This is a genomic window from Ruegeria sp. CDSC085 (assembly GCF_059610465.1).
On sequence record NZ_JBXWNR010000009.1, the window covers coordinates 62,722 to 89,389 of the forward strand.

The 26,668-nt window shown below is 57.7% G+C and carries 27 protein-coding genes; 20 read left to right on the forward strand and 7 right to left on the reverse strand.

Going from position 1 to position 26,668, the window contains the following annotated elements; all coding sequences use genetic code 11:
- The first annotated feature begins 115 nt into the window (after nt 1-115).
- From AC2FJB_RS14055 to smpB, 10 genes are all read left to right on the forward strand, one after another.
- On the forward strand, nt 116-1,483 hold the full coding sequence (locus tag AC2FJB_RS14055; protein WP_117871644.1) for an MFS transporter: 1,368 nt from the start codon (nt 116-118) through the stop codon (nt 1,481-1,483).
- On the forward strand, nt 1,480-2,343 hold the full coding sequence (mepA, locus tag AC2FJB_RS14060) for a penicillin-insensitive murein endopeptidase (protein WP_496684342.1): 864 nt from the start codon (nt 1,480-1,482) through the stop codon (nt 2,341-2,343). Before AC2FJB_RS14055 ends, mepA begins: the two co-directional genes overlap by 4 nt.
- Nucleotides 2,316-3,200, forward strand: coding sequence for an esterase-like activity of phytase family protein (locus tag AC2FJB_RS14065; RefSeq protein ID WP_496718867.1), 885 nt, complete (start codon nt 2,316-2,318; stop codon nt 3,198-3,200). Before mepA ends, AC2FJB_RS14065 begins: the two co-directional genes overlap by 28 nt.
- Before the next feature lie 91 nt (nt 3,201-3,291).
- On the forward strand, nt 3,292-3,939 hold the full coding sequence (locus tag AC2FJB_RS14070; RefSeq protein ID WP_117871650.1) for a queuosine precursor transporter: 648 nt from the start codon (nt 3,292-3,294) through the stop codon (nt 3,937-3,939).
- Nucleotides 3,940-4,202: 263 nt separating this feature from the next.
- Nucleotides 4,203-4,622, forward strand: a complete 420-nt coding sequence (arfB, locus tag AC2FJB_RS14075; RefSeq protein WP_117872938.1) for an alternative ribosome rescue aminoacyl-tRNA hydrolase ArfB — start codon at nt 4,203-4,205, stop codon at nt 4,620-4,622.
- Nucleotides 4,623-4,682: 60 nt separating this feature from the next.
- Nucleotides 4,683-5,429, forward strand: a complete 747-nt coding sequence (locus AC2FJB_RS14080; protein ID WP_496718868.1) for an SDR family oxidoreductase — start codon at nt 4,683-4,685, stop codon at nt 5,427-5,429.
- An 82-nt stretch (nt 5,430-5,511) separates the two neighbouring features.
- Nucleotides 5,512-6,528, forward strand: a complete 1,017-nt coding sequence (locus AC2FJB_RS14085) for a P1 family peptidase (RefSeq protein WP_496718869.1) — start codon at nt 5,512-5,514, stop codon at nt 6,526-6,528.
- A 113-nt stretch (nt 6,529-6,641) separates the two neighbouring features.
- On the forward strand, nt 6,642-7,055 hold the full coding sequence (locus AC2FJB_RS14090; RefSeq protein WP_496674549.1) for a c-type cytochrome: 414 nt from the start codon (nt 6,642-6,644) through the stop codon (nt 7,053-7,055).
- Between the two features lie 200 nt (nt 7,056-7,255).
- A complete protein-coding gene (gene idi, locus AC2FJB_RS14095) occupies nt 7,256-7,798 on the forward strand; it encodes an isopentenyl-diphosphate Delta-isomerase (RefSeq protein WP_117871659.1) in 543 nt (180 codons plus the stop codon).
- 58 nt (nt 7,799-7,856) lie between these two features.
- A complete protein-coding gene (gene smpB, locus AC2FJB_RS14100; protein WP_117871661.1) occupies nt 7,857-8,333 on the forward strand; it encodes an SsrA-binding protein SmpB in 477 nt (158 codons plus the stop codon).
- Here the strand turns inward: smpB and glpK are convergent.
- The 3 genes from glpK to panB form a co-directional block, all read right to left on the reverse strand.
- Nucleotides 8,330-9,808 carry a glycerol kinase GlpK gene (gene glpK, locus AC2FJB_RS14105; RefSeq protein WP_496718870.1) on the reverse strand — a complete coding sequence of 493 codons (1,479 nt, stop codon included), beginning with the start codon at nt 9,806-9,808 and terminating at the stop codon, nt 8,330-8,332. The two genes, smpB and glpK, sit on opposite strands and share 4 nt — an antisense overlap.
- Before the next feature lie 69 nt (nt 9,809-9,877).
- Nucleotides 9,878-10,729, reverse strand: a complete 852-nt coding sequence (panC, locus tag AC2FJB_RS14110; protein WP_496718871.1) for a pantoate--beta-alanine ligase — start codon at nt 10,727-10,729, stop codon at nt 9,878-9,880.
- A complete protein-coding gene (gene panB, locus AC2FJB_RS14115; protein WP_496718872.1) occupies nt 10,726-11,565 on the reverse strand; it encodes a 3-methyl-2-oxobutanoate hydroxymethyltransferase in 840 nt (279 codons plus the stop codon). Before panB ends, panC begins: the two co-directional genes overlap by 4 nt.
- 169 nt (nt 11,566-11,734) lie before the next feature.
- Here panB and AC2FJB_RS14120 point away from each other — a divergent pair, with 169 nt between their 5' ends.
- The 6 genes from AC2FJB_RS14120 (at nt 11,735) to AC2FJB_RS14145 (ending at nt 19,235) form a co-directional block, all read left to right on the forward strand.
- A complete protein-coding gene (locus tag AC2FJB_RS14120; RefSeq protein WP_496718873.1) occupies nt 11,735-13,222 on the forward strand; it encodes an ABC transporter substrate-binding protein in 1,488 nt (495 codons plus the stop codon).
- Between the two features lie 62 nt (nt 13,223-13,284).
- A complete protein-coding gene (locus AC2FJB_RS14125; protein ID WP_496818524.1) occupies nt 13,285-14,355 on the forward strand; it encodes a ligand-gated ion channel in 1,071 nt (356 codons plus the stop codon).
- A 40-nt stretch (nt 14,356-14,395) separates the two neighbouring features.
- Nucleotides 14,396-15,343 (forward strand): ABC transporter permease, encoded by a 948-nt coding sequence (locus AC2FJB_RS14130; RefSeq protein ID WP_299899604.1) that lies wholly within the window; start codon nt 14,396-14,398, stop codon nt 15,341-15,343.
- Nucleotides 15,340-16,155, forward strand: a complete 816-nt coding sequence (locus tag AC2FJB_RS14135) for an ABC transporter permease (RefSeq protein WP_496718875.1) — start codon at nt 15,340-15,342, stop codon at nt 16,153-16,155. The genes AC2FJB_RS14130 and AC2FJB_RS14135 overlap by 4 nt, the downstream gene beginning before the upstream one ends.
- On the forward strand, nt 16,152-17,750 hold the full coding sequence (locus tag AC2FJB_RS14140) for an ABC transporter ATP-binding protein (protein ID WP_496718876.1): 1,599 nt from the start codon (nt 16,152-16,154) through the stop codon (nt 17,748-17,750). Before AC2FJB_RS14135 ends, AC2FJB_RS14140 begins: the two co-directional genes overlap by 4 nt.
- A gap of 33 nt (nt 17,751-17,783) precedes the next feature.
- Nucleotides 17,784-19,235: an aldehyde dehydrogenase family protein gene (locus AC2FJB_RS14145; RefSeq protein ID WP_496718877.1), complete on the forward strand. Its 1,452-nt coding sequence runs from the start codon at nt 17,784-17,786 to the stop codon at nt 19,233-19,235.
- A gap of 16 nt (nt 19,236-19,251) precedes the next feature.
- Here the strand turns inward: AC2FJB_RS14145 and AC2FJB_RS14150 are convergent, their stop codons facing one another.
- Together AC2FJB_RS14150 and pncB are read right to left on the reverse strand one after the other, a co-directional pair.
- Nucleotides 19,252-20,412 (reverse strand): hypothetical protein, encoded by a 1,161-nt coding sequence (locus AC2FJB_RS14150; protein ID WP_496718878.1) that lies wholly within the window; start codon nt 20,410-20,412, stop codon nt 19,252-19,254.
- Between the two features lie 87 nt (nt 20,413-20,499).
- Nucleotides 20,500-21,792 carry a nicotinate phosphoribosyltransferase gene (pncB, locus tag AC2FJB_RS14155; protein ID WP_496718879.1) on the reverse strand — a complete coding sequence of 431 codons (1,293 nt, stop codon included), beginning with the start codon at nt 21,790-21,792 and terminating at the stop codon, nt 20,500-20,502.
- A gap of 164 nt (nt 21,793-21,956) precedes the next feature.
- Here pncB and AC2FJB_RS14160 point away from each other — a divergent pair, with 164 nt between their 5' ends.
- Entirely contained in the window at nt 21,957-22,487 is a 531-nt protein-coding gene (locus AC2FJB_RS14160; RefSeq protein ID WP_496718880.1) for a hypothetical protein, read from the forward strand.
- Here the strand turns inward: AC2FJB_RS14160 and pncA are convergent.
- Complete coding sequence (gene pncA, locus AC2FJB_RS14165; RefSeq protein WP_496718881.1) at nt 22,484-23,077, reverse strand: bifunctional nicotinamidase/pyrazinamidase; 594 nt, start codon at nt 23,075-23,077, stop codon at nt 22,484-22,486. The genes AC2FJB_RS14160 and pncA overlap by 4 nt on opposite strands.
- Nucleotides 23,078-23,173: 96 nt before the next feature.
- Between pncA and trhO the strand changes: the two genes are divergently transcribed.
- Nucleotides 23,174-24,079, forward strand: a complete 906-nt coding sequence (gene trhO, locus AC2FJB_RS14170; protein WP_496718882.1) for an oxygen-dependent tRNA uridine(34) hydroxylase TrhO — start codon at nt 23,174-23,176, stop codon at nt 24,077-24,079.
- Nucleotides 24,080-24,145: 66 nt separating this feature from the next.
- Nucleotides 24,146-24,655 (forward strand): potassium channel family protein, encoded by a 510-nt coding sequence (locus tag AC2FJB_RS14175; protein ID WP_117871691.1) that lies wholly within the window; start codon nt 24,146-24,148, stop codon nt 24,653-24,655.
- 6 nt (nt 24,656-24,661) lie between these two features.
- On the opposite strand, the gene AC2FJB_RS14180 is transcribed toward AC2FJB_RS14175, so the two are convergent.
- A complete protein-coding gene (locus AC2FJB_RS14180) occupies nt 24,662-24,991 on the reverse strand; it encodes a hypothetical protein (protein WP_299636900.1) in 330 nt (109 codons plus the stop codon).
- 187 nt (nt 24,992-25,178) lie between these two features.
- Between AC2FJB_RS14180 and betB the strand changes: the two genes are divergently transcribed.
- Entirely contained in the window at nt 25,179-26,633 is a 1,455-nt protein-coding gene (gene betB, locus AC2FJB_RS14185; protein WP_496718883.1) for a betaine-aldehyde dehydrogenase, read from the forward strand.
- Nucleotides 26,634-26,668: the final 35 nt, after the last annotated feature.

A 26,668-nucleotide genomic window follows, 5' to 3' on the forward strand; every position in this document is an offset into this window, starting at 1 on the left:
TCTTGTTGGCCGAGACCTAAGCACCCTTGCCGCAAAGAGCAAGTAGCCTGAACTCAACGCTTGCGAATTGGGCTAAAGGCCCGTCTTATAAAAGCAACGATAAACAGGGGCAGAGATGGCAGAAATATCCAAGCGCAGGCGCATCTGGGGCTGGTGGTTCTTTGACTGGGCCAGTCAGCCCTACCATACTTTGTTGGTTACGTTCGTTTTTGGCCCATACTTCGCGGGCGTTGCGGCCGGGTATTTCACCAATGAAGGGCTGGATGCGCAGGAGGCCGCTGCGCGAGCTCAGACGGTCTGGGCGAACTGCCTGACGATTACCGGGTTGATCATCGCGTTTGGCGCGCCGTTGCTGGGGGCGATGGCAGATGTCTCTGGTCGGCGAATCCCTTGGATCTTTGTCTTTTCGGTGATGTATGCCGTTGGTTCCGCTGCGCTTTGGTACACTCTGCCCGACGGCTCGAACATGTGGTTGATGCTGTCGGCCTTTGGTCTGGGCTTTGTCGGCGCGGAATACGCGCTGATCTTCATCAACTCACAGCTGCCCGATCTGGGAGATGACAGTGAAGTAGGTGAGATTTCGGGCTCGGGCTTTGCCTTTGGCTATTTTGGCGGCCTTATTTCGCTGGCGATCATGCTGGCTTTGTTTGTGGAACAGGCCAACGGCAAGACGTTGATAGGTTTGGACCCCATATTCGGTCTGGACGCGTCGCAACAACAGGGAACCCGCTTTGTTGGACCATTCACTGCCGGTTGGTTCGTCCTTTTCATGGTGCCGTACTTCCTTTGGGTTCGTGAGGACGTGCCGACGGACAAGTCAGGCACCGTTCGTGAAGCACTGCGATTGCTGGCGAAATCGGTATCTAACCTGCGCCATCGCGTCAGTTTGGCCAGTTACCTCGGCTCGTCCATGTTCTATCGCGATGCGCTGAACGGATTGTACAGCTTCGGGGGTGTCTATGCTCGGCTGGTTCTGGAGTGGGACCTGATCAAAATCGGTGTTTTCGGAATTGTCAGCGTGTTGGCGGCTGCCGCGTTTTCATGGATCGGGGGAAAGCTGGACAAAAAGCTCGGCCCCAAACCAGTGATTTTGGCGGCAATCTGGGTGCTGATCTTCGTCTGCGTGACAATCGTGATGATGGACCGGACGCAGATTTACGGTATCGCACTACCCGAAGGCTCGAACCTGCCGGATATGGTGTTCTTTGGTTGCGGTGTTCTGATCGGAGGCATGGGCGGTATTCTGCAATCGGCCAGCCGCTCGATGATGGTACGGCACACCGACCCCGAAGCCCCGGTGGAGAGCTTCGGACTTTATGGTCTGTCGGGCCGCGCGACCGCTTTTGCCGCGCCTTTGCTGATCGGGATTGCAACAACTGTGACCGGAAGTGCGCGGCTGGGGGTGTCACCCATCGTACTGTTGTTTATTCTGGGCCTATTCCTGATGCGTTGGGTGAGACCTGAAGGGGATCAGAGCGGATGATTTTATTACGTTATTTGGCATTTTTGGCCATCATGGCGCTGGCGAATACGGCGACGGCGCAGCCCCTGGCAAAGCAGTTGTTCGGGGCGCAGAAGGTAAGCTCGCAACAAAAAGCGGCTGCTTTCGGCAGTTATTCGCGTGGGTGCGCGGCCGGGTCGGTGCAATTGCCGGAAACCGGTCCGACGTGGCAGGCAATGCGTCTGTCGCGCAATCGAAACTGGGGACATCCCGAGGCAATCGATTACGTTCAGGACCTCAGCAAGTTTGCGGCACGGCAACCGGGTTGGAATGGTCTCTATATTGGGGATATCAGCCAGCCGCGGGGTGGCCCAATGACCTCGGGACACCGCTCTCATCAGCTGGGGCTGGATATCGATATCTGGATGCTTCCGGGCAATAACATGCGCCTGTCGCGCAAGGCGCGCGAGAACATCTCATCCATATCGCTGCGACGCTCGAACGGCGCCTACGTCAACAGCAACTGGACCAAACAGCATCATGCGGTGTTGCGCGAAGCCGCCAAGGACAAACGCGTGGCGCGTATCTTCGTGTTCCCCGGGGCGAAGGTTCAGATGTGCAACGATGAAAAAGGCAATCGTGCTTACCTGCGCAAGATAAGGCCTTGGTGGGGGCATCACTACCATTTTCACGTGCGCCTGAAATGCCCTAGAGGATCAAAGGGATGCGTCAACCAGGATGCACCACCCAAGGGCGATGGCTGTGCCGAGGCGCAACAATGGGTGCGTAACATCTTGAACCCGCCGCCGCCCGACCCGAACGCGCCGCCGCCCAAGAAACGCCGGGAATATGTTCTGGCCGATTTGCCAAAACAATGCGCCGCCATCTTGCAGTCCAAGTAAGTACGGCACTGTTTCTGGCTTCGGCGGCCCTGGGAGTGGATGTAAAAACTGCCACACACCAAGGCAGTTTTGCATGGCGTCACCAGGCGGATTGGTTTGGCGGATTCTCGGCGCTGCACATTTCGGACAATGGGCAGCAGATGATGGCGCTGAGCGACCGGGCCAGGTTGGTGACCGCGCGCATTGAGCGCCTTGATGGCGAGATCACCGGCCTGCGCATTCTGGGGCACTGGCCGGTTCTGTCCAGCAATGGGCACATCATGTCAGGCGGCGTTGGCGATTCCGAAGGGATTGCGGCGGCTCTGGACGGTGGGTTCTATATCTCATTCGAGGGGGTGCACCGCGTCGCCCATTACCCCGCACCGGGCACAAAGGCGCGTGTATTACCGCGCCCGCAGGCATTTCAGGACCTCGCCGACAATGGATCCTTTGAAGGTCTGGCCATCGATGGGCGCGGGCGGCTGTATACGCTACCGGAAACAAACCGCACCGCTCGTGGAGATATTCCCGTCTATCGCTGGAATGGCCAAACCTGGTCGACCCCTTTTGTTCTGCCCCAGCGTGGTTGGTTCAAGCCGGTTGCCGCTAATTTCGGTCCTGATGGACGATTTTATGTGTTGGAGCGAAGCCTCTCGGTAATCGGGTTTCGCTCGCGCCTGCGGCGATGGGATCTGGCAGGTAACGTGCCGAACGCCGAGGAAACCCTGTTCGAAACCGGAGCAGGGGCCCATGACAACCTCGAAGGCTTGTCGATCTGGCGGGATGATAACGGGCATTTGCGGGCCACGATGATTTCGGACGACAACTTTCTGGCACTGCAACGAACCGAGTTGGTCGAGTATCTGCTGCCCGATTGACACGCGGTACATGAAGGTCTAAACGCACAGCCTGCCTTGGGACGGTCCCTTGGCCAAGTCGCCGCTACCTTGTCAAAACGGGCATCAAAATATGCAACGCAACTTTATTCCCGGCATTCTTGCCATGGCCGCCATCGTGGTGGCCTCGAACATTCTGGTCCAGTTCCTGATCCTTGACGGGCTGTTGACCTGGGGTGCCTTCACCTATCCGCTGGCCTTTCTGGTCACTGATATCATGAACCGCGTCTATGGTGTGGGCCCGGCCCGCAAGGTCGTTTTCGCCGGCTTCGTCACCGGGGTGATCTGCTCGCTGATCGGCAGTCAGATCATGCTTCAGGGCGACGGCTTTACCTATGCTGCCGTGCCGCTGCGCATCGCCGTGGCCTCGGGCACCGCCTTCCTGATTGCGCAGCTGACCGACGTCACCGTGTTCAACGCCATGCGTGGCGGTCAATGGTGGCGCGCGCCGCTGGTATCGACTCTGGTAGGTTCAGCGCTGGATACCGCTTTGTTCTTCACCATCGCCTTCTCTGCCTCGGTCACCTTCTTTGGCGCCGATGCGGATGCTGCCATCAACTGGGCGTGGGAGCCCGTGCCCTTCATGCTGTCGGGTCCCGAGGCACCGCTGTGGGTGACGCTGGCCTTTGCCGACTGGTTGGTGAAACTGTCGCTGGCCCTGATCGCGCTGATCCCGTTCAAGGTGATCGTTGCGCGACTGACCGCTGCACAGCCTGCGTAAAAAAGTGCTTTGAGAATAGCGCATCTTGTGTCACGCTTCTTTCTAACCGCAACAGATAGAAAAGGAGGTGATCCAGTGTCAAGAAAGAGATTGGAGAGAGGTGTCGGAACAACCGGGGGGACCGCCTGCTAGGGCAGCCCTTGGCGGAGTGTTCGCTCCGGCTGGTCGATTGATCTAACCGACCCGACCTCCTGAACTTTCGAAGGGCCGTCCCGCCGGGGCGGCCCTTTCTGTTTTCACCCGTGCCAGTTATGGTCGAACCTATGTTGCGCATTACCGACGATATCACTCTGCAAGACTGGGAAATGACCGAGAGCTTTGTCCGCTCTTCCGGCCCTGGCGGGCAGAATGTGAACAAGGTCTCGACCGCCGTTGAGCTGAGGTTCGAGGCCGCGCGCTCCCCTTCTTTACCCGATCCGGTCAAGAACAGGCTGAAACGGTTGGCCGGGCGCCGCTGGACCAAGGATGGCGCGATCATCATCCAGTGTGAAGAAACACGGTCGCAAGCCCGCAACCGGGAAATCGCACGTACAAGGCTGGCCGAACTGATCACGCGTGCGCTGGTCCAACCCAAGCGGCGCATCGCAACAAAACCTACCTATGGCTCGGTCAAACGCAGGCTTGCTACGAAAAAGGCACGGGGTGACGTTAAGGCATTGCGAGGCAAGGTGTCCGAAGATTGATCTGGCATCTTGTCGGGGCGTTGGTAGTCTGGCCTTCAAAAGGTGCAGGAGAGTAACGCCATGAGGCTGGAGGGAAAAACCGCAATCGTCACTGGCGGAGCATCCGGGTTTGGTGCGGGGATCGTAAGGAAGTTCCAGGCCGAAGGTGCGCGCGTCATGATTGCTGACATCAATGGCGATGCTGCCCATGAGCTTGCTGGGCAGCTTGGTTCCGAAGCGGTTGCTCAGCAGGTCGATGTAAGCGACGGTGCTTCGGTTCAAAAGATGGCGGATGCGGCTTTCTCAACTTTTGACCATTTGGATATCCTGGTTAACAATGCCGGTGTGACTCACCTTCCAACGCCGCTCGAGGAGGTCAGCGAAGAAGATTTCGACCGTGTTTTCTGCGTGAACATGAAATCCGTCTATCTGACTGCCCGCGCGTTGGTGCCTCATATGAAGGCACGCGGGGCGGGTTCAGTGCTGAACGTGGCTTCAACAGCGGGCCTGTCGCCGCGCCCGAACCTGAACTGGTATAACGCCTCCAAGGGTTGGATGATCACCGCAACCAAAACGATGGCGGTCGAGCTTGCACCGTCCGGGCTGCGGGTGAATGCGATCTGCCCGGTCGCCGGGGAAACGCCATTGCTGAAATCTTTCATGGGTGAAGACACACCCGAAATCCGTGCCAAATTCCTGTCGACCATCCCCTTGGGCCGCTTTTCAACCCCTGAAGATATGGCTAATGCCGCCTGTTTCCTGTGTTCGGACGAGGCCAGCATGATCACCGGCACTGCGCTTGAGGTCGACGGCGGCCGATGCATCTGATCCGCTCTTCATCTGGCCAAAAATATCCCCGCCGGAGGCAGCGCGCGCCAGCGCGCTTTCCCGCTCAACCGCCGAGACTTACATGATCCCCGGACCAAGAAACCTGATCACGGATGTTCCCGGCCTGATAGTCGGCAACGCTCAGGACGGCGCTTTGAAATCCGGCACGACTGTCCTGACCGCCGCAGAACCGTTCGTGGCATCGGTCCACATTATGGGCGGTGCGCCGGGCACGCGCGAGACTGAACTTCTTGCTCCTGACAAGACGGTAACGCATGTGGATGCGATATCGCTGTCCGGCGGATCGGCGTTCGGGCTGGATGCCTGTTCCGGTGTCTCGGATGCATTGCGCCAGTTGGGTAGGGGTTTTCCGGTTGGTGATGTTGTGGTGCCAATCGTACCAGGTGCGATCCTGTTTGATCTACGGAATGGCGGCGACAAGACCTGGGATGTAAATCCCTATCGTGCCTTGGGGCGTGCTGCGTTCGAATCCGCGTCGGACAAGTTCGAACTCGGAACCGCAGGTGCGGGAACCGGGGCTCTGACCGCGATGCACAAGGGTGGGTTGGGCTCAGCCTCGCTTGTTCTGGACAACGGTGTCACCGTGGGAGCACTTGTTGCGGTCAATCCGCTGGGAAGTGTCACCACGCCGGGTGACAGGCATTTCTGGGCTGCCCCATTTGAAGTGGACGATGAGTTTGGCGGATTTGGGCCTGATCCCAGTGCTGGACTTGGCTATCCAACGGTCAGTCGAAAAGCGCAGGTGATGCAGCCGGCGAATCCGGACAAGGCCAATACCACGATTGCCATCGTTGCGACTGATGCTGCCCTGACCAAACCGCAGTGCCAGAGGTTGGCCGTTGCTGCCCATGACGGTATTGCCCGCGCCGTTGTGCCCGCCCACACGCCCGGCGATGGTGATCTGGTGTTCGGGGTCAGCACCGGCGCGCGGGTGATCACCTCTGATGCCGAACCAGGTGTCATCGGGCACGCGGCTTCGCTTTGCCTGGCGCGGGCCATTGCGCGCGCCGTTTTTCTGGCGACTCCGGCAGCAGGCGACTTATTGCCGTGCTGGTCCGGGGTACATGACAAAAGTTAAGGACACCCTATTTGTCGCAGTGGCACAGTGAACGCGCGCGGCAATCTGCGCGTTGACTCTTTTTTGCGCCGACGGTCCATTCGGCGCAGCCATATTGTATCGGAGCAAAAGCTATGAATCGCATCCTCGCTACCGCAATCGTCGGTCTTCTGGCCCTTCCTGCTTATGCTGAAGGCGACGCTGAGGCGGGCAAGAAAACCTTCAACAAGTGCAAGTCCTGCCACATGATCGCTGACCCGGCAGGCGAAGTGATCGTCAAGGGTGGCAAAACCGGCCCCAACCTCTATGGAATCGCTGGCCGCACCGCCGGTACCGTTGAGGGTTTCAAATACGGAGACAGCATCGTTGCTGCGGGTGAGAACGGCCTGGTTTGGGACGAAACTACATTTGTCGAGTATGCTCAGGACCCGAAGGCATTTCTGAAATCCTATTTGGATGACACGTCTGCCAAATCGAAAATGACATTCAAACTGAAAAAAGGAGGCGAAGACGTCTATGCGTATATCGCAAGTGTATCGGGTGAATAACACCTGATACTGTGCACCACTGCACAAGGACCAAAGGCCGCAGCCCCTGCGGCCTTTGGTGCGATTGATAACATTGTGGAACAGCGACACTTTGATATCAAACGGCGGTTCGCGGAAAACGCCGAAACGCCAAGCCGACCCGGCAACAGCTATATTCAACATCAGCGCCCGTCAGGCGAATTGGCAGCAGGAGAGGACAGATGGGTATCATGATCCCAGCTTGGGTCAATGGTGAGTTGACCCCTGTAGACAAGCTTGAAGTTCACGAAAAGGGGCTCAAGCACAAGGCTGTGTCGGTTTTTGTTGTTCGGGGTACCGAGATCCTGTTGCAGCGTCGGGCGCTCGGTAAATACCACACGCCCGGCCTTTGGGCGAACACCTGCTGTACGCATCCAGATTGGGACGAAAGCTCGTCCACCTGTGCTGTGCGCCGCCTGCATGAAGAGCTTGGCATCACAGGTCTTTATCCCGAATACCGACACCGTCTGGAATACCACGCCGATGTGGGCAACAGCATGGTGGAAAACGAGGTTGTCGACGTCTTTCTGGCCCATGTTCGCGGCCCGCTGAAAATCGCGCCCAACCCGGATGAAGTCATGGAAATCCGTTGGATCGATTATCACGATCTGCTGGCCGAGGTAAAACGTCATCCGGACCGGTTTACGCCATGGCTGAAGATATACCTTCACAACCACGCCGACACGATTTTTGGCCCTGATCTGATCATTTCGGCCAAATCCTGACCCAGGCTGAAAATCCGTGCCTTGCAAGGGCGGCTCAGGCCGCCTAAATCAACGCGTTATGGCCAAACAGAAGACAGACCCGAATTACAAGGTAATTGCCGAAAACCGGCGCGCCCGCTTCGATTATGCAATCGAAGAGGACATCGAATGCGGTATCGTTCTGCAAGGGTCCGAAGTCAAATCCCTGCGCGCGGGCGGCTCCAACATCGCCGAAAGCTATGCCATCGTCGATGACGGAGAGTTGTGGCTGGTCAACAGCTACATCGCGCCGTATGAGCAGGCCAAAGTGTTCAAGCATGAAGAGCGCCGCCGTCGCAAGCTGCTGGTGTCCCGCAAACAGATGTCCGATTTGTGGAATGCAACCCAGCGCAAGGGCATGACGCTGGTGCCGTTGGTTTTGTATTTCAACCACAAGGGGCTGGCCAAGATTAAGATCGGCATCGCCAAGGGTAAGAAAACCCATGACAAGCGCGAAACCCAGGCCAAGCGCGATTGGTCACGGCAGAAACAACGCTTGTTGAAAGACCACAGCTAGAACGCCATCGCCGCCTGTACCGCGCGTTGCCAACGGTCATAGGCTGCATCGCGGTCGGCTTGGTCCTGCGTTGGCTCGAACCGGCGATCCAGCGCCCATGTTTCCGCAAACCCGGCCTGATCCGGGTAAATCCCGGCTTTCATGCCTGCCAGCCATGCGGCGCCAAGGGCTGTCGTCTCCTGCATTACGGGGCGGTCCACAGGCGCGCCAAGACAGTTCGACAGGCCTTGCATGGTCCAGTCAGACGCGCTCATCCCGCCATCGACACGCAGGATGACGTCGGCGTCGGCGCCCCAGTCTCCCTGCATGGCGTGCCACAGGTCGCGGGTCTGGAAGGCGATGCTTTCCAGCGTGGCGCGGGCGATCTCTGCCCGGCCTGAATTGCGTGTCAGCCCGAACATCGCGCCGCGGCAATCGGGTTTCCAATAGGGTGCGCCAAGGCCGGTGAAGGCCGGCACAAGCACCACATGCTGGTTTGGATCGGCCTGAGCCGCAAGTTCGCCACTTTGCGGAGCTGAATCAATGATCTGCAACGCGTCACGCAGCCATTGCACGGCGGCCCCTGCGATAAAGATCGACCCTTCCAGCGCATAGGTTCGCTGGCCGTCCAGCTGGTAAGCGATCGTCGTCAGCAGGCGGTTTTTCGACTGAACCGGTTGTGCGCCTGTGTTCAGCAGCGCAAAGCAGCCCGTGCCATAGGTTGATTTCATCATACCGGGCCGAAAACAGGCCTGCCCGATGGTCGCGGCTTGCTGGTCGCCTGCTACGCCCAGAATGGGAATGTCGCCCCCGAACAAAGTGGTGGTTCCGAAATCCGAGGCGCAATCCTTCACTTCGGGCAAAAGGTTCATGGGCACATCCAGCAGGTCGCAGATCTCAGCGCTCCAGGCACCTTTATGGATGTCGAACAGCAAGGTGCGGGCGGCGTTGGTGGCATCGGTGGCATGAACGCGGCCTTCGGTCAGCCGCCAGATCAGGAAACTGTCGATCGTGCCAAACAGCAGCTCTCCGGCTTCCGCCCGTGCGCGGGCACCCGACACGGTATCCAGCAGCCATTTGACCTTGGTGCCCGAGAAATACGGGTCCAGCAGCAGACCGGTCTGGGCGGTGACGTCATCCTCGCACCCGGCTTGCTTGTAGCGGGCGCAGATATCGGCGGTGCGTCGGTCCTGCCAGACGATGGCATTGTGGATGGCTTTGCCAGTCTGCTTGTCCCAGACAACCGTGGTTTCGCGCTGGTTGGTGATCCCGATCCCGGCGATCTGATCGGTCGAAATGCCGGTGGTTTCCATCACCTCGCGGCACACATGCAGAACGCTGGACCAGATATCTTCGGAGTCATGTTCGACCCAACCTTCCTGTGGGAAGTGCTGCGGAAACTCTTGTTGTGCGGTGCCAACAGGCTGCATCTGCGCGTCAAACAGTATGGCGCGTGAGGACGTGGTGCCTTGATCGATTGCCAGAATATAGGTCATGTCCGCTCTCCCCCGGTCTCGTTTTGCCGGACTTTAGCGCAAACAATGGCGCAGGGGCCAGTACAGAAATCAGGCCGGATTGACCGGAATATTGTCGATCAGGCGGACGCCGTCTGTCCAGGCCGTGACGAACAGGCGGGCTGGCTGGTTGGCGCTGGACAGGCTTTCCAGCGTCTCAGCACAGCGGAGATCGATATACTCGACTTCGGTGAAACCGACCTTCAGCAAGGTTTCCTTGGCATCCTGCGCCAGCATGGCAAAGCCTGCTCCCTCGGCCAGATCGTCGGCCACCTGCCGCATGACGCTGTTCATTTGTTCTGCAATCTTCAATCCCTGGGTGGAAAGAAGAAGGTTGCGCGACGACATCGCCAGGCCCGACGGTTCTCGTACGGTCGGGCAGCCGATCACCTCGATTGGGATATTCAGATCGCGCGCCATCCGGCGGACAACCAGCAGCTGTTGATAGTCTTTTTCCCCGAAATAGGCTCGATCCCCCCGTGTTTGCAGGAACAGCTTGGCGACCACCGTGGCCACGCCTTCGAAATGTCCGGGGCGGAAAGGGCCTTCCATCACGTCGGTCAGACCGGCGACCGATACCGTCGTCGAAAACCCTTCCGGATAGACTTCCTGCGGGTCCGGCACATAGACCGCATCGACTCCGTACGGGGCAAGCTTTCGGGCGTCCTCATGTTCGGTGCGGGGGTAATTTGCCAGGTCTTCGGGGTTATTGAACTGCTTGGGGTTCACAAAGATCGTCACGATCACCCGGTCGCAGCCCTGTTTCGCCGCCTGTGCCAGTGACAAATGCCCCTCGTGCAAAGCGCCCATGGTCGGAACCACGCCGATGGTCTCACCGTTTCGATGCCAAGTGGTGGTTTTGGCACGCAGCTCGGCCAGAGAGCGCAAAATCGGTGCGGTCATGTCTTTTGCCCTTTGGCCGGAGCCTGATCGGCAAAGACGTGTTCGTCTGCCGGGAAGGTCCGCGCGCGGACTTCGGCGGCGTATTCCGCAATGGCCGTTTCTGCCAACGGACCCAGCTCGGCATAGCGTTTGACGAATTTGGGTTTGAAGGCGGTGAAAAAGCCCACCATGTCGTCCACGACCAAAATCTGCCCGTCACAGCCCGCAGATGCACCGATGCCGATGGTCGGGATCGCAATCTCTTCGGTGATCTGGTTCGCCAGACCTTGCGGTACTTTCTCCAGAACGACCGAGAACGCGCCAGCCTCGGTCACGGCGTGGGCGTCTGCCATGACGGCTTCAGCCTGCTCGTCACGGCCCTGCACCTTATAGCCGCCCAGCGTGTTGATCGATTGCGGCGTCAATCCGATATGAGCCATCACCGGGATGCCTCGTTTCACCAGAAAGCGGATGGTTTCAGCCATTTCGACCCCGCCTTCCAGTTTGACCGCGCCTGCACTTGTGTCCGCCATCAAGCGTGCGGCGTTACGAAAGGCTTGTGTCGGGCTTTCCTCATAGCTTCCGAAAGGCATGTCGATGACCATCATCGCCCTGTCCAGGCCGCGAGACACGGCTTGACCGTGCAGGATCATCATCTCCATCGTGACCCCCAGCGTGGAGTCCAGCCCGTGCAGCACCATACCAACGCTGTCACCGACCAGAACAAAGTCGCAATGCGCGTCCATCAGGCGCGCCATTGGCGTGGTATAGGCGGTCAATGAGACCAGCGGCTCGCCACCTTTTCGGGCGCGAATATCCTCGGCGTTCGGGGCTTTCTTGCGGGCGGTGGCGCTCATGGATCGCTCCTGCAGTATTATGTTGCAGTGCGGCATAGCAGATCGGACGGGGCCGAAGAAACCCCGGTTGCGCGAACATTCCCTTGATTGACCTCAGGTTTACAGGAAGACTGTCGGTAAAACGGCCCTGAAAACAAGGGCACAACCAGTTTCAGTAGGGAGAGTTCACATGACAAAATTCATGTTTCGGACATTTGCATCGACCCTGGCCGTAGGGGCCAGCCTGCTTGCCACGCAGGCTTTGGCCAAGTCGGACATCACTATCGCGATGCAGCTTGAACCCCCGCATATGGATCCGACAAGCGCCGCAGCGCAAGCCATCGATTCGGTGGTCTATACTAATGTTTTCGAAGGCTTGACCCGCTTCATGGGCGATGGTTCGGTTGTGCCCGGCCTTGCCGAAAGCTGGGAGATATCCGAGGACGGTACGGTCTACACCTTCAAACTGCACGACGGGGTGACTTTCCATGACGGCACGACCATGGATGCAGAGGATGTCAAATTCAGCCTTGATCGCGCGACCGCCGAAGACAGCGCGAATGCACAGAAGGCCCTGTTTGCCGGTATTGAAAACGTGGAAGCGACGGACCCGCTGACCGTCAAAGTCACCCTGTCAGAGCCAAACGGAAATTTCCTGTTCAACTTGGCTTGGGGCGACGCAGTAATCGTTGCGCCCGAGAGCATTGAAAGCATCAAGACCAATCCAGTTGGCACTGGCGCCTATACCTTTGGTAACTGGGTGCAGGGTGACAGCATCACGCTGAACCGAAACCCCAATTATTGGGGCGAACAACCTGCATTAGAGACTGCAACCTTCAAGTTCATCTCGGACCCGACTGCCGCTTTTGCCGTCATGATGGCCGAGGATGTAGACGTATTTGACAACTTCCCCGCGCCAGAAAACCTGCCTCAGTTCGAGGCCGATCCGCGCTTTCAGGTTTTGGTCGGTTCGACCGAAGGCGAAACGATCCTGTCCACCAACAACAAGCAACCTCCGTTTGACAGTATTCTGGTCCGGCAGGCACTGGCACATGCCATCGACCGGCAGGCCATCATCGACGGCGCGATGTTCGGCTATGGCACCCCGATCGGAACCCATTTTGCGCCGCATCATCCGGCGTATGTCGATCTGACTGGCAATTCGGCTTACGACCCTGAAAAAGCAAAGGCGTTGCTGGCAGAGGCAGGATTCGAAAACGGGTTTGAGACCACGTTGCATCTGCCGCCGCCGTCTTATGCCCGCCGTGGGGGCGAAATCATAGCGGCGCAGTTGGCCGAGGTCGGCATCACTGCCGAGATCATCAATGTGGAATGGGCGCAATGGTTGGAAACGGTGTTCAAGGGCAAGGAGTTCGGCCTGACCATTGTCAGCCACACGGAGCCTATGGATATCGGCATTTATGCGCGCCCTGATTATTACTTCCAGTATGACAGCACGGACTTTCAGGCGCTGATGGACACGCTGAACACCACCACCGACCCCGAAGAACGCACCCGTTTGCTGGGTGAGGTACAGCGCCTTATTTCAAGCGACTATGTCAATGGGTACCTATTCCAGTTGGCCAAGCTGGGCGTTGCGAAAGTCGGAGTTCAGGGCCTTTGGGAGAACGCGCCCACCGCCGCAATCGATCTGACTCAGATCAGCTGGTCTGAGTAACAGTACAGCCCGCGCCGCGCTGGGCGGCCCGGGCCTTCCATTGTGTCAGGGTGTTCTCACGCATGTTCTTGCTCCGTGCCATTCCCATCTTGGTTTTAGGTGTTTTCCTGGTGTTCAGTTCTTCGGTCGCCGCCACGGCTCAGAATGTGTTGGGTGGGCGGCTGGATGCCCTGTCCGGAACGCCCGAGAACCCGTTGGATGTTGGGATCGGCATTCGCATCGATCAGATCACCGGTGTTGATCAAAAGGCTGAAAACTACGGCGCGGTTGTGGTCTTGCGGGTGGAATGGACCGATCCTGCGTTGGCGTTTGATCCTGAGGAACAGCGGAGGGATGTCCGGGTCTTCAACCCGCCCGACCTTGCCAATCATGCCGCAAGTATCGGTTCTGTTCTGCCGGCTTTTGTCATTCACAATCAGCAGTCCAACAAATGGATTCACGAATCCGCTGCATCCCTGCGGTACGACGGACGGGTGCTGTATGTCGAAAAATCGTCTCTTACGCTCCAAGCGCCACATTTTAATTTCCGAAAATACCCGTTCGACACGCAGGAGTTTCATTTCGAGGTCGTTTCGGTCTTTCCGTCTGAATACGTCACTTACCATCCGCTGAACGAATTCTCTGGCCTCGGAGATCAGCTGGGCGAAGAAGAGTGGATTTTGAACAATGCCCGGTTGGAAACGTCCAGGGTCCTAGGGCTATCCGGCAAAGAAAGCGATCAGGTCGCGCTTGTTTTTGAAGGCAATCGACATCTGACATACTACGTCATTCGGGTTTTCCTTCCGATGCTTGTCTTGATCTCGGTCGGCTGGGCGCTGTTTTTTCTGGATGAATACCGCCGGAGGATCGAGATTGCAGGCGGCAACCTTCTGGTCTTTGTCGCGTTCAACTGGGCAATATCCGCTGATCTGCCCAAGCTGGGTTATCTGACTTTTCTGGATTTTGTCCTTCAGTGCATGTTTCTGATGACCGGGGCGCTGATCGTGTTCAACGTCGCACTGCGACGACTGAAAGTGTCCGGCAAGGAGCGAACGGCGCGAACCCTGGACAACTATGCGATCAAATGGATCTATCCACTGGGGTATGCCGCGATCGTGGCCTATGCGGTTTCTGCTTTCCTTCTGGTGCATTAGACGCTGGACCCGCGCGTGATGTGACCCTAACGTGGTGCCAATGCTCCGCTACGTCCTCAAACGACTGATTTCCTTGCTTGTCAGCCTGGCCGTCGCCTCGGTGGTCATCTTCGCGGTGATCGAGGTCGCCCCGGGTGATCCGGCGTCGTTCATGCTGGGCGTCAACGCGCAGGAGGACACGCTGGCCGCTTTGCGGGTCGAGCTGGGTTTGGATGGGTCCAAGATACAGCGATACTTCAATTGGGTGGGTGGCATGCTGGGGGGCGATTTCGGCACCTCATACACCTACCGCACGCCAGTGTCGCAGATGATCGCGGACCGGCTTTGGGTGTCGTTACCCTTGGCACTTTACGCGCTGACTCTGTCCACCTTGATTGCCTTTCCGGCCGGAATCTATGCCGCTGCGCGTCGGGGCAAACCGGGGGACCTTGCAGTGATGGGGGCGACGCAGCTTGGGATTGCTGTGCCCAATTTCTGGTTTGCGATGATGCTTGTGCTGATCTTCGCCATCAACCTGCGCTGGTTCAATGCAGGCGGGTTTGTGGGTTGGGGCGACGGAGTGTTAGCGGGCCTGCATTCGCTGACCTTGCCTGCTGTGGCTCTTGCCCTGCCACAGGCTGCGATTCTGGCGCGTGTCATGCGGTCGGCTTTGCTGGACATTCTGGGTGAGGACTTCATGCGTACGGCTCGGGCCAAGGGCCTGTCCCGCCGTCAGGCCCTTTGGCGGCACGGGGTGCGAAATGCGCTGATCCCGGTGCTGACCATCATAGGCTTGCAGTTTTCCTTCCTGCTGGCGGGATCGATCATCATTGAACAGGTTTTCTATCTGCCGGGACTCGGGCGGCTGGTGTTTCAGGCCATTTCTGCCCGAGACCTCATCGTTGTGGAATCGGTCGTGATGCTGCTGGTCTTTGCCGTGATAACTGTCAATTTCCTTGTCGATCTTGCTTATGCGGCCGTGGACCCAAGACTGAGGAGCAGGACATGAACCGGAACCTGATCCTTGGAGCTTTGCTGTCGTCGCTGGTGGTTCTGGCCGCGTTGGTCTCGTTCGTCTGGACCCCCTACGACCATGCCGCGCTGAACATTCCCGATAAATTGCAGCCACCAAACGGGCAGCATTGGTTTGGAACCGATCATTTCGGCCGCGACATATTCTCGATGATCATGGTCGGTGCACGTACGTCGATTGCGGTGGCGCTGGTGGCCGTCGGCATCGGCATGGCACTTGGCGTTCCTCTTGGCCTGGCAGCGGCCGCGCGCAAAGGCTCATGGCTGGATGAGGTCATCATGCGTGGCAACGATCTGGTCTTCGCTTTCCCGTCGCTGGTGATCGCCATCCTGATCACGGCAGTCTATGGCGCCGGAGCGATCAACGCCATTGTTGCGATCGGCATTTTCAACATCCCCGTCTTTGCCCGGATCACCCGCGGGGCAGCTTTGTCACTTTGGGAGAGAGAGTTCATCCTCGCCGCCCGTGTGTCGGGCAAAGGAGTGGCGCGGATATCAGCGGAACATATTCTGCCCAATGTCGCCAATCTGCTGATTGTGCAAGGGACCATCCAGTTCAGCCTTGGTATTCTGGCCGAAGCGGGACTGTCATATGTCGGCCTGGGCGCGCAGCCTCCGACGCCCAGCTGGGGCCGGATGCTGGCAGATGCGCAGACGATGGTCAGTTTTGCCCCGCATTTGGCTCTGATTCCGGGGCTGGCGATCATCGTTACAGTGCTGGGTCTGAACGTGCTGGGCGATGGTCTGCGCGACTGGCTGGACCCTCGGATCAGGGTGGCGCGGGCATGAGTTTGTTGCAGATTGAAAACCTGTCGCTGATGATCCACGGGACACCGATCCTGAAACAGGTCAGCCTGTCCATTGCCCCCGGTCAGATCGCGGCCGTGACAGGTGAAAGCGGCTCGGGCAAATCGATGACCGCTTTGGCGGTGATGCGATTGCTGCCGCATGGGGCCAGCGTGGAAGGTGCGATCCGGCTGGACGGTCAGGATCTGCTGACACGGTCAGAATCCGATATGTGCACTTTGCGCGGTGCGGCCATGGGGATGGTGTTCCAGGAACCGATGACAGCGCTCAATCCGGTGAAAACCATCGGTGAACAGGTGATGGAAACGATCCTGATCCACAAGGCGATGCCCCAGCCTCAGGCCCGAACACGCGCCGAAGAGGTGCTGACCCGCGTCGGCCTACCACCTGATCGGCTCCCCCTTTCACGCTACCCGCATGAGCTGTCCGGCGGGCAAAGGCAACGCGTGGTTATCGCTATGGCCATCGCTCTGCGCCCCAAGCTGTTGATCGCGGACGAGCCGACGACAGCGCTGGACGTCACGACACAGGCGCAGATCCTCGACCTGCTCAAGGGGCTGGTGTGCGAATATGACATGGGGCTGCTGATGATCACCCATGATCTGGCCGTTGTCTCTGATATGGCGGATCAGATCACCGTCATGCGCCACGGAGAAGTGGTTGAAAGCGGGGCCACACAGCACCTGCTGCGTCACATGCAACACCCCTATTCCCGAATGCTGTTCGAGGCGTCTGGCCATCAGGTCACTTTGCCGGAACCCGCGCAACCACAAACGTTGCTGGAGGTAAGCCAAGTTGTCCGGGACTACCGCCTGCCCTTAAAAGGCCTGTTGGACGCGCCGCGCCATCACCGGGCAGTGGATGGTGTCAGTTTCTCCCTCAACCGGGGGGAGCGGTTGGGTTTGGTAGGTGAATCCGGATGTGGAAAATCGACCCTAACGAGGGCAATATTGGGCCTGGAGGACGTTCAGTCCGGCCAAATTCGGCTGGGTGGTCAGCCGGTTTTCACGGGGCACGAACCCAACCTTGCAGTCCGCCGGAAGATGCAGGTGGTGTTTCAGGATCCATATGGCAGCTTCAACCCCCGCCACCGTGTCGCGCGACTGATCACCGAGCCTTTCCATTTGCTGGACACCCCGCCAACCGGATCAGAACGACAGGATCAGATATCTGAAATTCTGACGGCGGTCGGCCTCGGCCCCGACGACGCGGGCAAGTACATCCATGAGTTTTCGGGCGGGCAACGACAACGGATCGCTATTGCACGCGCCCTGATCATTCGGCCCGAACTCATATTGTTCGACGAGGCGGTTTCGGCCCTCGATGTTTCTGTCCGTGCTCAGATCCTCGATCTGCTCGCCGAATTGTGTGAAGCCTATGACCTGACCTATCTGTTCATCAGCCATGACCTGAGCGTTGTCCGCACGATCACCGACCGTGTGATGGTGATGCAGTCCGGGCGGATCGTTGAACAGGGTCAGACAAAGCAGGTGTTCGAAGACCCGCAGCACCTGTACACGCAAAGCCTGATTGCCGCTGCGCCCCAGTTGCCCGAGATAAAGTCACTGACGGCGTAAAATCCTTTTTTAGAGCCTGATTGGAGGCCCAAAATGACTCAGAAAACTTGGTTTGATCCCACCTTGTGCCTGATCGGCGGGCGCTGGACCCAAGCGGATACGGGCGACAGCCTGCCTTTGATCAACCCTTCGGACGGGACCGAGATTTGCCGAATCGCCCGAGGGTCCGAGGCGGATGTTGACGCGGCGGTCAAAGCTGCCCGATCTGCGTTGAAGGGTGATTGGGGGCGAAGGACGGCCTTGGAGCGCGGCCGTATCCTGACCCGGTTGGGCCAACTGGTGCAGGAACGGGTGGACGATCTGGCGCGGCTTGAGGCGATGGATGTCGGCAAACCGCTGACGCAGGCCCGGGCAGACGCGGTCGCCCTGGCGCGCTATTGCGAGTTCTACGGCGGTGCGGCGGACAAGGTGATGGGCGAGACCATTCCCTATCTCGATGGCTACACCGTCTATACCCTGCGCGAACCGCATGGGGTGACGGGCCATATCGTGCCCTGGAACTATCCGATGCAGATTATCGGGCGTTCGGTCGGGGCGGCGTTGGCCATGGGCAACGCATGTGTTCTGAAACCAGCGGAAGAGGCCTGCCTGACCGCGTTGGCCTTTGCCCATCTTGCGCAACAGGCCGGGCTGCCAGCCGGAGCATTGAACGTCGTGCCCGGTCTGGGGGCCGAGGCAGGCGCGGCGCTGTCCGGACATTCGGGTGTAAACCACATCTCGTTCACCGGTTCTGTTGCCACAGGGGCCCTTGTGCAGCGGGCGGCGGGACGCAACGTGGTGCCCGTGACGCTGGAACTGGGCGGGAAATCCCCGCAATTGGTTTTTGACGATGCCGATCTGAATGCAGCGCTGCCGTTTCTGGTGAATGCGGGTGTCCAAAATGCGGGCCAGACCTGTTCCGCCTCATCCCGCATCCTGGTGCAGCGGGGCGTCTATGAGCAGGTCAGATCGCGCATGGCCAAGGCCTATGAAGAACTGACCGTCGGGCCGGCGATGCAGGATCTGCGCGTTGGACCGTTGATCTCGGACCGGCAGAGACAGATTGTCAGGGGCTTTCTGAAAACAGCCACGGACCTGACTATCGCTGCGCAGGGGCAGATTGTCGATGACGCGCCAGAAACCGGAGCCTATGTCCGGCCCACTTTGTTCGCAGACGTGCCACCAGATCATCAATTGGCACAGGCCGAGATTTTCGGCCCGGTTCAGGTTCTGATCCCGTTTGACACCGAAGAACAGGCTCTGACCATAGCGAATAGTACGGAATACGGCCTGGTCGCCAGCGTCTGGACGCGGGACGGTGCGCGACAGATGCGGTTGGCGAAAGCGCTGCACTCAGGTCAGGTTTTCATCAACAACTACGGTGCAGGCGGCGGCGTTGAACTGCCGTTTGGTGGGGTGGGAAAATCCGGCCATGGCCGCGAAAAAGGGTTCGAAGCTTTGTACGGCTTTTCACAGTTGAAGACAGTTGCCGCGTTTCACGGGTAACATTTACCCAGGCAGTTCAGATCAGCTTTGCTTCCAATGCGTGATTGCCCCAAATCTGTGATGTCCGCGTGGCAGAATGCCCACTGAACCAACCTCCGACGACTTCGTCGGCAACCTTGGCGCTGGGGGGGAACTTTTGTCTGCCGCCGTCTGCCAGGATCACCAAGTCAAACCAGACCCGAACTGAATACGGCGCATTGATCCGGCCTGAATTCAGGTTGTACTTGTGCCAGTGTACCGGGCAGCTTAGGAAAACGACCTTGTTGAATTGTGCCCCCATCTCGGCGGCTTTCATGACGACATTGCAGCCGTGGCTGTGGGCAACCACATCGCAGCCGTGATAAGCCTCAAGATCTATCCAGTTTTTCAGGTGTTTGGCAGCAATATGTCGGCCGCGGTCGGACCACCGGCCCTCCCATTCATAGTAGTTCCGCCCTGAAAAGATGTCGTTGCGATGCGGCTTGATGTAATTATGCAGATCTCCGACATGGGGATAGTACCATGTGGGGTCGGGATTGACTTCGAAGTGCGTGCCATGAACAAGAAGCAACCCCGGGACACCGGCTTTCTGTTGCGCGGGCGCCGTTGGAACCTTCGAACCCAGCGGGTCTGAAATCAGAGCGGACGACAACACAGTAAGCAAATCTTGCGAGAGCGGCTCCAACTGCGCCCAACGTGCCGTAAACACACCAAGCCAAAGACGTGGCGGAAAAGATTCCGGCGAATACAGTTTGAGGCACGAACTCAGTGCGGCAAGAGCAACAATTGAATCAGGGGCTGCCAGACCAAGCTTCAAAGCAGCGTCAATATGTTCGAGGTTCGGCTGTTCTTCTGCTGCTCTGATCGCCTCGAATAAACGTTGGTAATACCCCTCAGGCTCTGGCGAAGTAAGCAGGTCAACGGGCCTTAGGTCGCCGGGGCCAACAAAGAAACGCATGTATTCGTGGGCGGATATTTGGCGGTCGTCAATTGGCCGGAATCCGAGCATGACAAGCTGTTTGGACAGAACGGCATCGTCAGTTTCTTCCAAATCGCGGCCCAACAGGAAAAGGTCGCTGTCATTGTTTTCGGCTTGCAGAAACTGCGCGCGGGATATCAGGTATGCGGCGTAGGAAAAAAGTGAAAGCTCGTCTCGGGATCCGCGGGTTTCGTAGAAGTTCTTTGGTTCAAAAATCATTGTATCTCAACCTTAATGCTCGTTGGGAATGCTTTCCAAACTAGCATCAGGTGAGTTGCTGACAAATGTTGAACTCGCCGCCGTGGTTCAGACGATCACTTCGATCGCCTTTTGCTCTCCGACATCAAACACCCGCTTATATCGCTCGATCTGGTCTTTCGGCCCCATCGCTTTTTCCGGGTTGTCCGACAGTTTCACCGTCGGGCGTCCATTGGCCGATACCGCTTTGCAGACCAATGAGAACGGCGCCAGCGCGTCATTGGGAACGAGCCTGCGAAAATCGTTGGTCAGCAAGGTTCCCCAACCGAAGGAAATATTGGCGCGGCCCGCAAACTGGGCATGCAATTCCTGAATTTTCTCTACATCCAGACCGTCAGAGAAAATGATCCGTTTCCGTGTCGGGTCTTCACCGCGCGCTTTCCACCAGTCGATGGCAACCTCGGCTGCCGCTGCCGGGTCTCCGCTGTCGATGCGAATGCCGGTCCAACCCGCCAGCCAGTCAGGAGCATTGTCCAGAAACCCCTTGGTGCCATAGGTGTCGGGCAGGATGATGCGCAGGTTGCCGTCATGCTCGTCATGCCAGTCGCTGAGCACGTCATAAGGGGCTTGCGCCAACGCTTCATCCGTGTCGGCCAGTGCGGAATAGACCATGGGGAGTTCGTGCGCATTGGTGCCGATGGCCTCGACCTCGCGTCGCATGGCAATCAGGCAGTTCGAGGTTCCGGTAAAGGATTCGCCCAACCCTTCGATCATCGCCTGCACGCACCAATCCTGCCACAGGAAGGAATGCCGCCGTCTGGTGCCGAAATCCGCGATCCCAAGCCCGTTTATCGAGCTCAACTTTTCGATCTTCTCCCAAACTCGGGTCATCGCGCGGGCGTACAGCACCTGCAATTCGAACCGGCGCATATCGTTCAGCACAGCGCGCGAGCGTAATTCCATCAACACCGCCAGCGCGGGGATTTCCCACAACATGACCTCGTGCCATTTGCCTTCAAAGGTCAGTTCATATTGGTCACCTTTGCGTTCAAGGTGATAGGGCGGCAGGCGCATATTCTCGAACCACTCCATGAAGTCGGAGCGGAACATCTGCCGTTTCCCATAGAACATGTTGCCGCGCAGCCAGGTGCTTTCCCCCCGGCTGAGGCTGAGGGACCGGATGTGATCCAACTGTTCCCGCAGTTCGCCTTCATCGATCAAACGCGCCAGAGGTACGTGATTCGACCGGTTGATCAGCGAAAATACAACGCTTGTTTGGGGCTTGTTTCGAAACACTGACTGGCACATCAGCAGTTTGTAGAAGTCAGTATCGATCAAAGACCGTACAATCGGGTCAATCTTCCATTTGTGATTGTAGACGCGGGTCGCGATGTCGACCATGGGGAACTCCTGCGATTTCCGTAGTTAGATCAATCGACTCCGGAAATGGCAAGAGTCGCTGATTTGGTGACAATGCCAGTTTGACGTCACAATACCGGCATATTGTGCATTGTTTTCACCGGTTAGTGAGAAGAGGGGATGGAAAGACGAAACTGAGTTTGTAAATGGGTATCGAGTACGATTTTGATATTGTTAACGTAGCGTTGGATGATTTGGACCCCGAAAAGCTGGGGGCTGACTCTGATACGGAACGCCGGGTGTGTGCAGTGTTCCGAGATATCAGAGCCGCGGACGCGTTGCGTGGAACATCACCGAAAATCCGCAAGATTTTCCTGGATGCCGGATTCAGTCTCGAGTCGCGCAACAGCGGCATTGTGCCTGGTGTGTTTCCAGCCGAAGATCAGGCGGAACGGGTGCGAATTCTGCGGTCGCTGTTTGAAAGCATCAGGGCGCGTGGAATTCAGGGTGAATATTGCGGCGATTTCAACCTTTGGGATTTCCTGCATTATGTGCGAACAGCGCAGCCCATGGCGGGGATCGTACGCAGCCGGCCGATGCGCGTTCCGTCACCACCGTCAAGCCAGACCAACCCGGAACGTCGCACTGTACCTGGACGCATTGGGTTTGCGCTGGGTCTGGCTGTTGTTCTGTTCGTAATGATCAAGCTTTTGGCCGCCGCAGGTGCCACACCTTAGGTCAATACGACTCCGGCGTTCCGCATCGCCTGCTCGGCTGCTGCCAGCGAACCGTCCATATCAATCGCGCGGCAGGCATCCATGCGAACTGTGACTCCGAAACCCAACCGGGCGGCGTCCACAGCGGAAAAGTGGACGCAGTAATCGGTGGCCAATCCCACAAGGGTCAAATGGTCGATGCCTCGGGTATCGAAATAGCCTTTCAGACCTGTCGGTGTCTGGTGGTCATTCTCGAAGAACGCGGAATAGCTGTCGATGGCACCGCGGAACCCTTTGCGAAGGATCAAATCGCCATCCGTGCGCAATTCGGGATGAAAACCCGCGCCCTGAGTGCCTTGTACGCAGTGATCGGGCCACAAAACCTGTGGGCCGTAGGGCAATTCGATCAATTCGAACGGGTTTTTGCCATCGTGGGAGCTTGCGAACGAAGAATGCCCTGCAGGATGCCAGTCCTGAGTCAGGATCACGGCGTCGAATTCGTCCATCATGGCATTTATCGGTGCGACGATCTCGCCTCCCTCTGCCACAGCCAGTGCGCCACCGGGGCAAAAGTCGTTCTGGACATCGATCACGAGCAGGGCATGGGTCATGGCGGTCTCCTGTATTTACTCTATCGGTAGGCGCCGGCGCGCAGGGCGTCAATGCAATCCCTTGCGACTCTGGGTCTGCGAAGGTAGATCGCGCATATGTACACAATCGCTGCCCTCTATCACTTTACCCGTTTCGCGGATCCAGCCGCGTTGCGCGACCCCTTGCTGGACCTGTGCCGTAAGCGGTCCGTCACCGGTACGCTGCTGCTTGCACAGGAAGGGATCAACGGCACAATTGCTGGCCCGCGTGCTGGAATCGACGCCGTGCTGACACTTATTCAATCCTTGCCGGGCTGTGCTGATCTGGAGTGGAAGGAAGCGACCTCGGACCATCCGCCTTTCGGCAAGATGAAGGTGCGGTTGAAGAAAGAGATCGTGACCATGGGTCAGCCCGATGTCGACCCGCGCGCCCGTGTCGGTAACTATGTCGACCCGCAGGAGTGGAATGACCTGATCCGTTCTGAAGATGTCGTGCTGATCGACACGCGAAACGATTACGAAGTGGCAATCGGGACGTTTGAAGGCGCAATAGACCCTGAAACAGCCAGTTTCCGAGATTTTCCGGCATGGTGGGAACAGAACAAGGACCGCTTTCACAACAAGCGTGTCGCCATGTTCTGCACGGGCGGTATCCGTTGCGAGAAATCCACCAACTACCTGCTGGGTCAGGGGGTCGAGGATGTCTATCACCTCAAGGGCGGTATCCTGCGGTATCTTGAGGAAATGCCCGCTGAAGACAGTTCGTGGCAGGGGGAATGCTTTGTGTTCGACAATCGTGTTTCGGTTGGTCACGGGCTTGTTGAAGGGCCGCACAAGCTCTGTCACGGCTGCCGGCGTCCAATCCTTCCGGAGGATGTGAAGCGCCCGGAATACGAGCATGGCGTTTCATGCCATCAATGCATCGATGAGACTTCCGAGGCTGATAAAATGCGCTTTCGCGAGCGGCAAAAGCAGATTCTGCTGGCGCGCGAACGGGGTGAGGCGCATCTGCGGCAGGACTGAATTCGGGTTGCAGGCCTTTGCGTTAGATCGGATGATCTACTCGCAGGCCAGATTGAAGGGGCGTTGATGCACCGCAAACCCACGACTTTGGATGAATGGAAATCAACCCTGATTGCAGCGTTGGGGCTGGTTCTGGCGAGCTTTCTTGCCTGGTATGGTCTTTCGCGCCTGAGCGAGGCGGCTGCGGGCGACACGATTGGCACAATCGCTTCGGTTGGCCTGTTGATCTGGCTGGTGTCGCAGTCTTGGTATTACATGACCCAGGTGAAGTCGCCCCGCAGGCTTTTGTTTCTGATGGGGGTGTCGTTCATACAGGTTGTCCCCTTCCTGTTCGCCGCGGTTTACGGCGCCTTCGGATACAACGACCACTGTGTCATCGGCGCAGAGGGTCCGGGTGATATTTTGTATTTTTCCTACGTCACCTTCACAACAGTCGGATATGGCGACATGTCCCCGACCGGTCTGTGCCGTGGGCTCGCCGTGTCCGAAGCCGTGACGGGATATATCCTGCTGGGAATGTTTGTTGCCGCAGCAGTTTCGCTTTACGCCCGTAATCACAATCAGGAAAGACCCTAATAAGGGCTATTTGTTCTGATCGATCCAGCGAGACATCATTTTCTTGTCACGGAAACACTCGGACGGGATCGGGCGGCGTTTACTGCGTGAAATCCGCTCGGCAAATGCAACCTGCTTACCTGTCGGGTAGTTGTCGAATTTCGAAGAGCCACGCGGTTTGTGGGCCGAGATCCAATCAGACAAGAGCCGCCGGTCACGTTGTGCTTCAACCGGGATCTCAAGTGCCGATTGCTCGGCGATCGCGCGCGCATACCGCATTTGCCGGTCAGTCACCGGAAGCAGGTGGTAATCATTGTTCGGCCCGTTCAGGGCTGCGTGACGTGCTTGCTGGGTCATCGGTTTTTCCTCTGACTGAGTAGAACATAAATAGAACATCAACCAAAAATTTCAAGGTTTACGGGGTCTGGCAGGCGTAAAGTCGCCCTTTTGATGAATTTATTGACTGGTCAATCAATAACCGATAGGCCGATTTTCAACGGACCATTTGTCCCGTCCAGACGGGTGCGAAAGAAAAGGACACGGTATGAATTTTCAGCCCAGAGCCAGCCATTTCATTGACGGCGAATATGTCGAAGATGCAAACGGCGCGGCCCTTGAAGTAATTTACCCCGCAACAGGCGAAGTGATTGCGCGTCTGCATTCAGCGACACCGGCGATTATAGATAAGGCTCTGAATAGCGCAAAAAATGCTCAGGCGGCTTGGGCGGCACTGTCCGGGACGGAACGTGGCCGAATTTTGCGCCGCGCGTCCGATATCATGCGCGAACGCAACTACGACCTGTCCGTTCTGGAAACCCATGATACAGGCAAACCGATTCAGGAAACCACAGTGGCCGACGCCACCTCGGGTGCAGATGCGCTGGAGTATTTTGGTGGATTGGCCGCCTCTCTGACAGGAGAGCATATTCCGCTGGGCGGGGGTGATTTCGTCTATACTATCCGCGAGGCGCTGGGCGTTTGCGTCGGGATCGGCGCCTGGAACTATCCCACGCAGATCGCCTGCTGGAAAGGTGCCCCGGCGCTTGCTTGTGGCAATACGATGGTATTCAAGCCTTCGGAAACTACGCCCCTTTCGGCATTGAAAGTGGCTGAAATTCTGGTCGAGGCTGGCGCACCCAAAGGCGTCTACAACGTGATCCAGGGTTACGGCGATGTCGGTGCTTCGCTGGTCACCGATCCGCGTGTGGCCAAAGTCTCTTTGACTGGTTCAGTTCCGACGGGCCGCAAGGTCTATGCCGCCGCAGCGGATGGCATGAAGCACGTGACCATGGAACTCGGCGGCAAATCCCCGATGATTGTCTTCGAAGATGCCGACATCGAAAACGCTGTTTCAGGTGCGATTCTGGGCAATTTCTATTCTTCGGGTCAGGTCTGTTCCAACGGCACCCGCGTCTTTGTACATAAAGGTATCAAAGAGGCCTTCCTGAAGCGCCTGTCCGAACGTCTGGTCAACGCGAAAATCGGCGATCCAATGGACGAGGACGTCAGCTTTGGACCGATGGTCAGCAAGAACCAGATGAACATCGCCCTGAGCTATATCGAAAAGGGCAAAGCCGAAGGCGCAAGATTGATTTTTGGCGGCGAGCGGATCGACCGGGACGGCTATTATTTGCAGCCCACGGTTTTCGCTGACGTCACGGACAACATGACCATCGCGCGCGAGGAAATCTTTGGCCCTGTCATGTCGGTGCTGGATTTCGAGACCGAGGAAGAGGTGATGACCCGCGCCAATGACACCGAGTTCGGTCTGGCCGCAGGTGTCTTCACGAACGATCTGACCCGGGCGCATCGAATCGTGGCCGGATTCGAAGCAGGCACTTGCTATATCAACACCTACAACCTTGCCCCGGTCGAGGCGCCGTTTGGCGGGTCGAAAATGTCCGGTGTCGGGCGCGAGAACTCGAAACTGGCGATCAACCATTTCTCGGAAATGAAAACCGTCTATGTCTCGATGAATGATGTTGAGGCCCCGTACTGAATCAAGGACGGTTGTCCATTGTTATTGACGTCTCT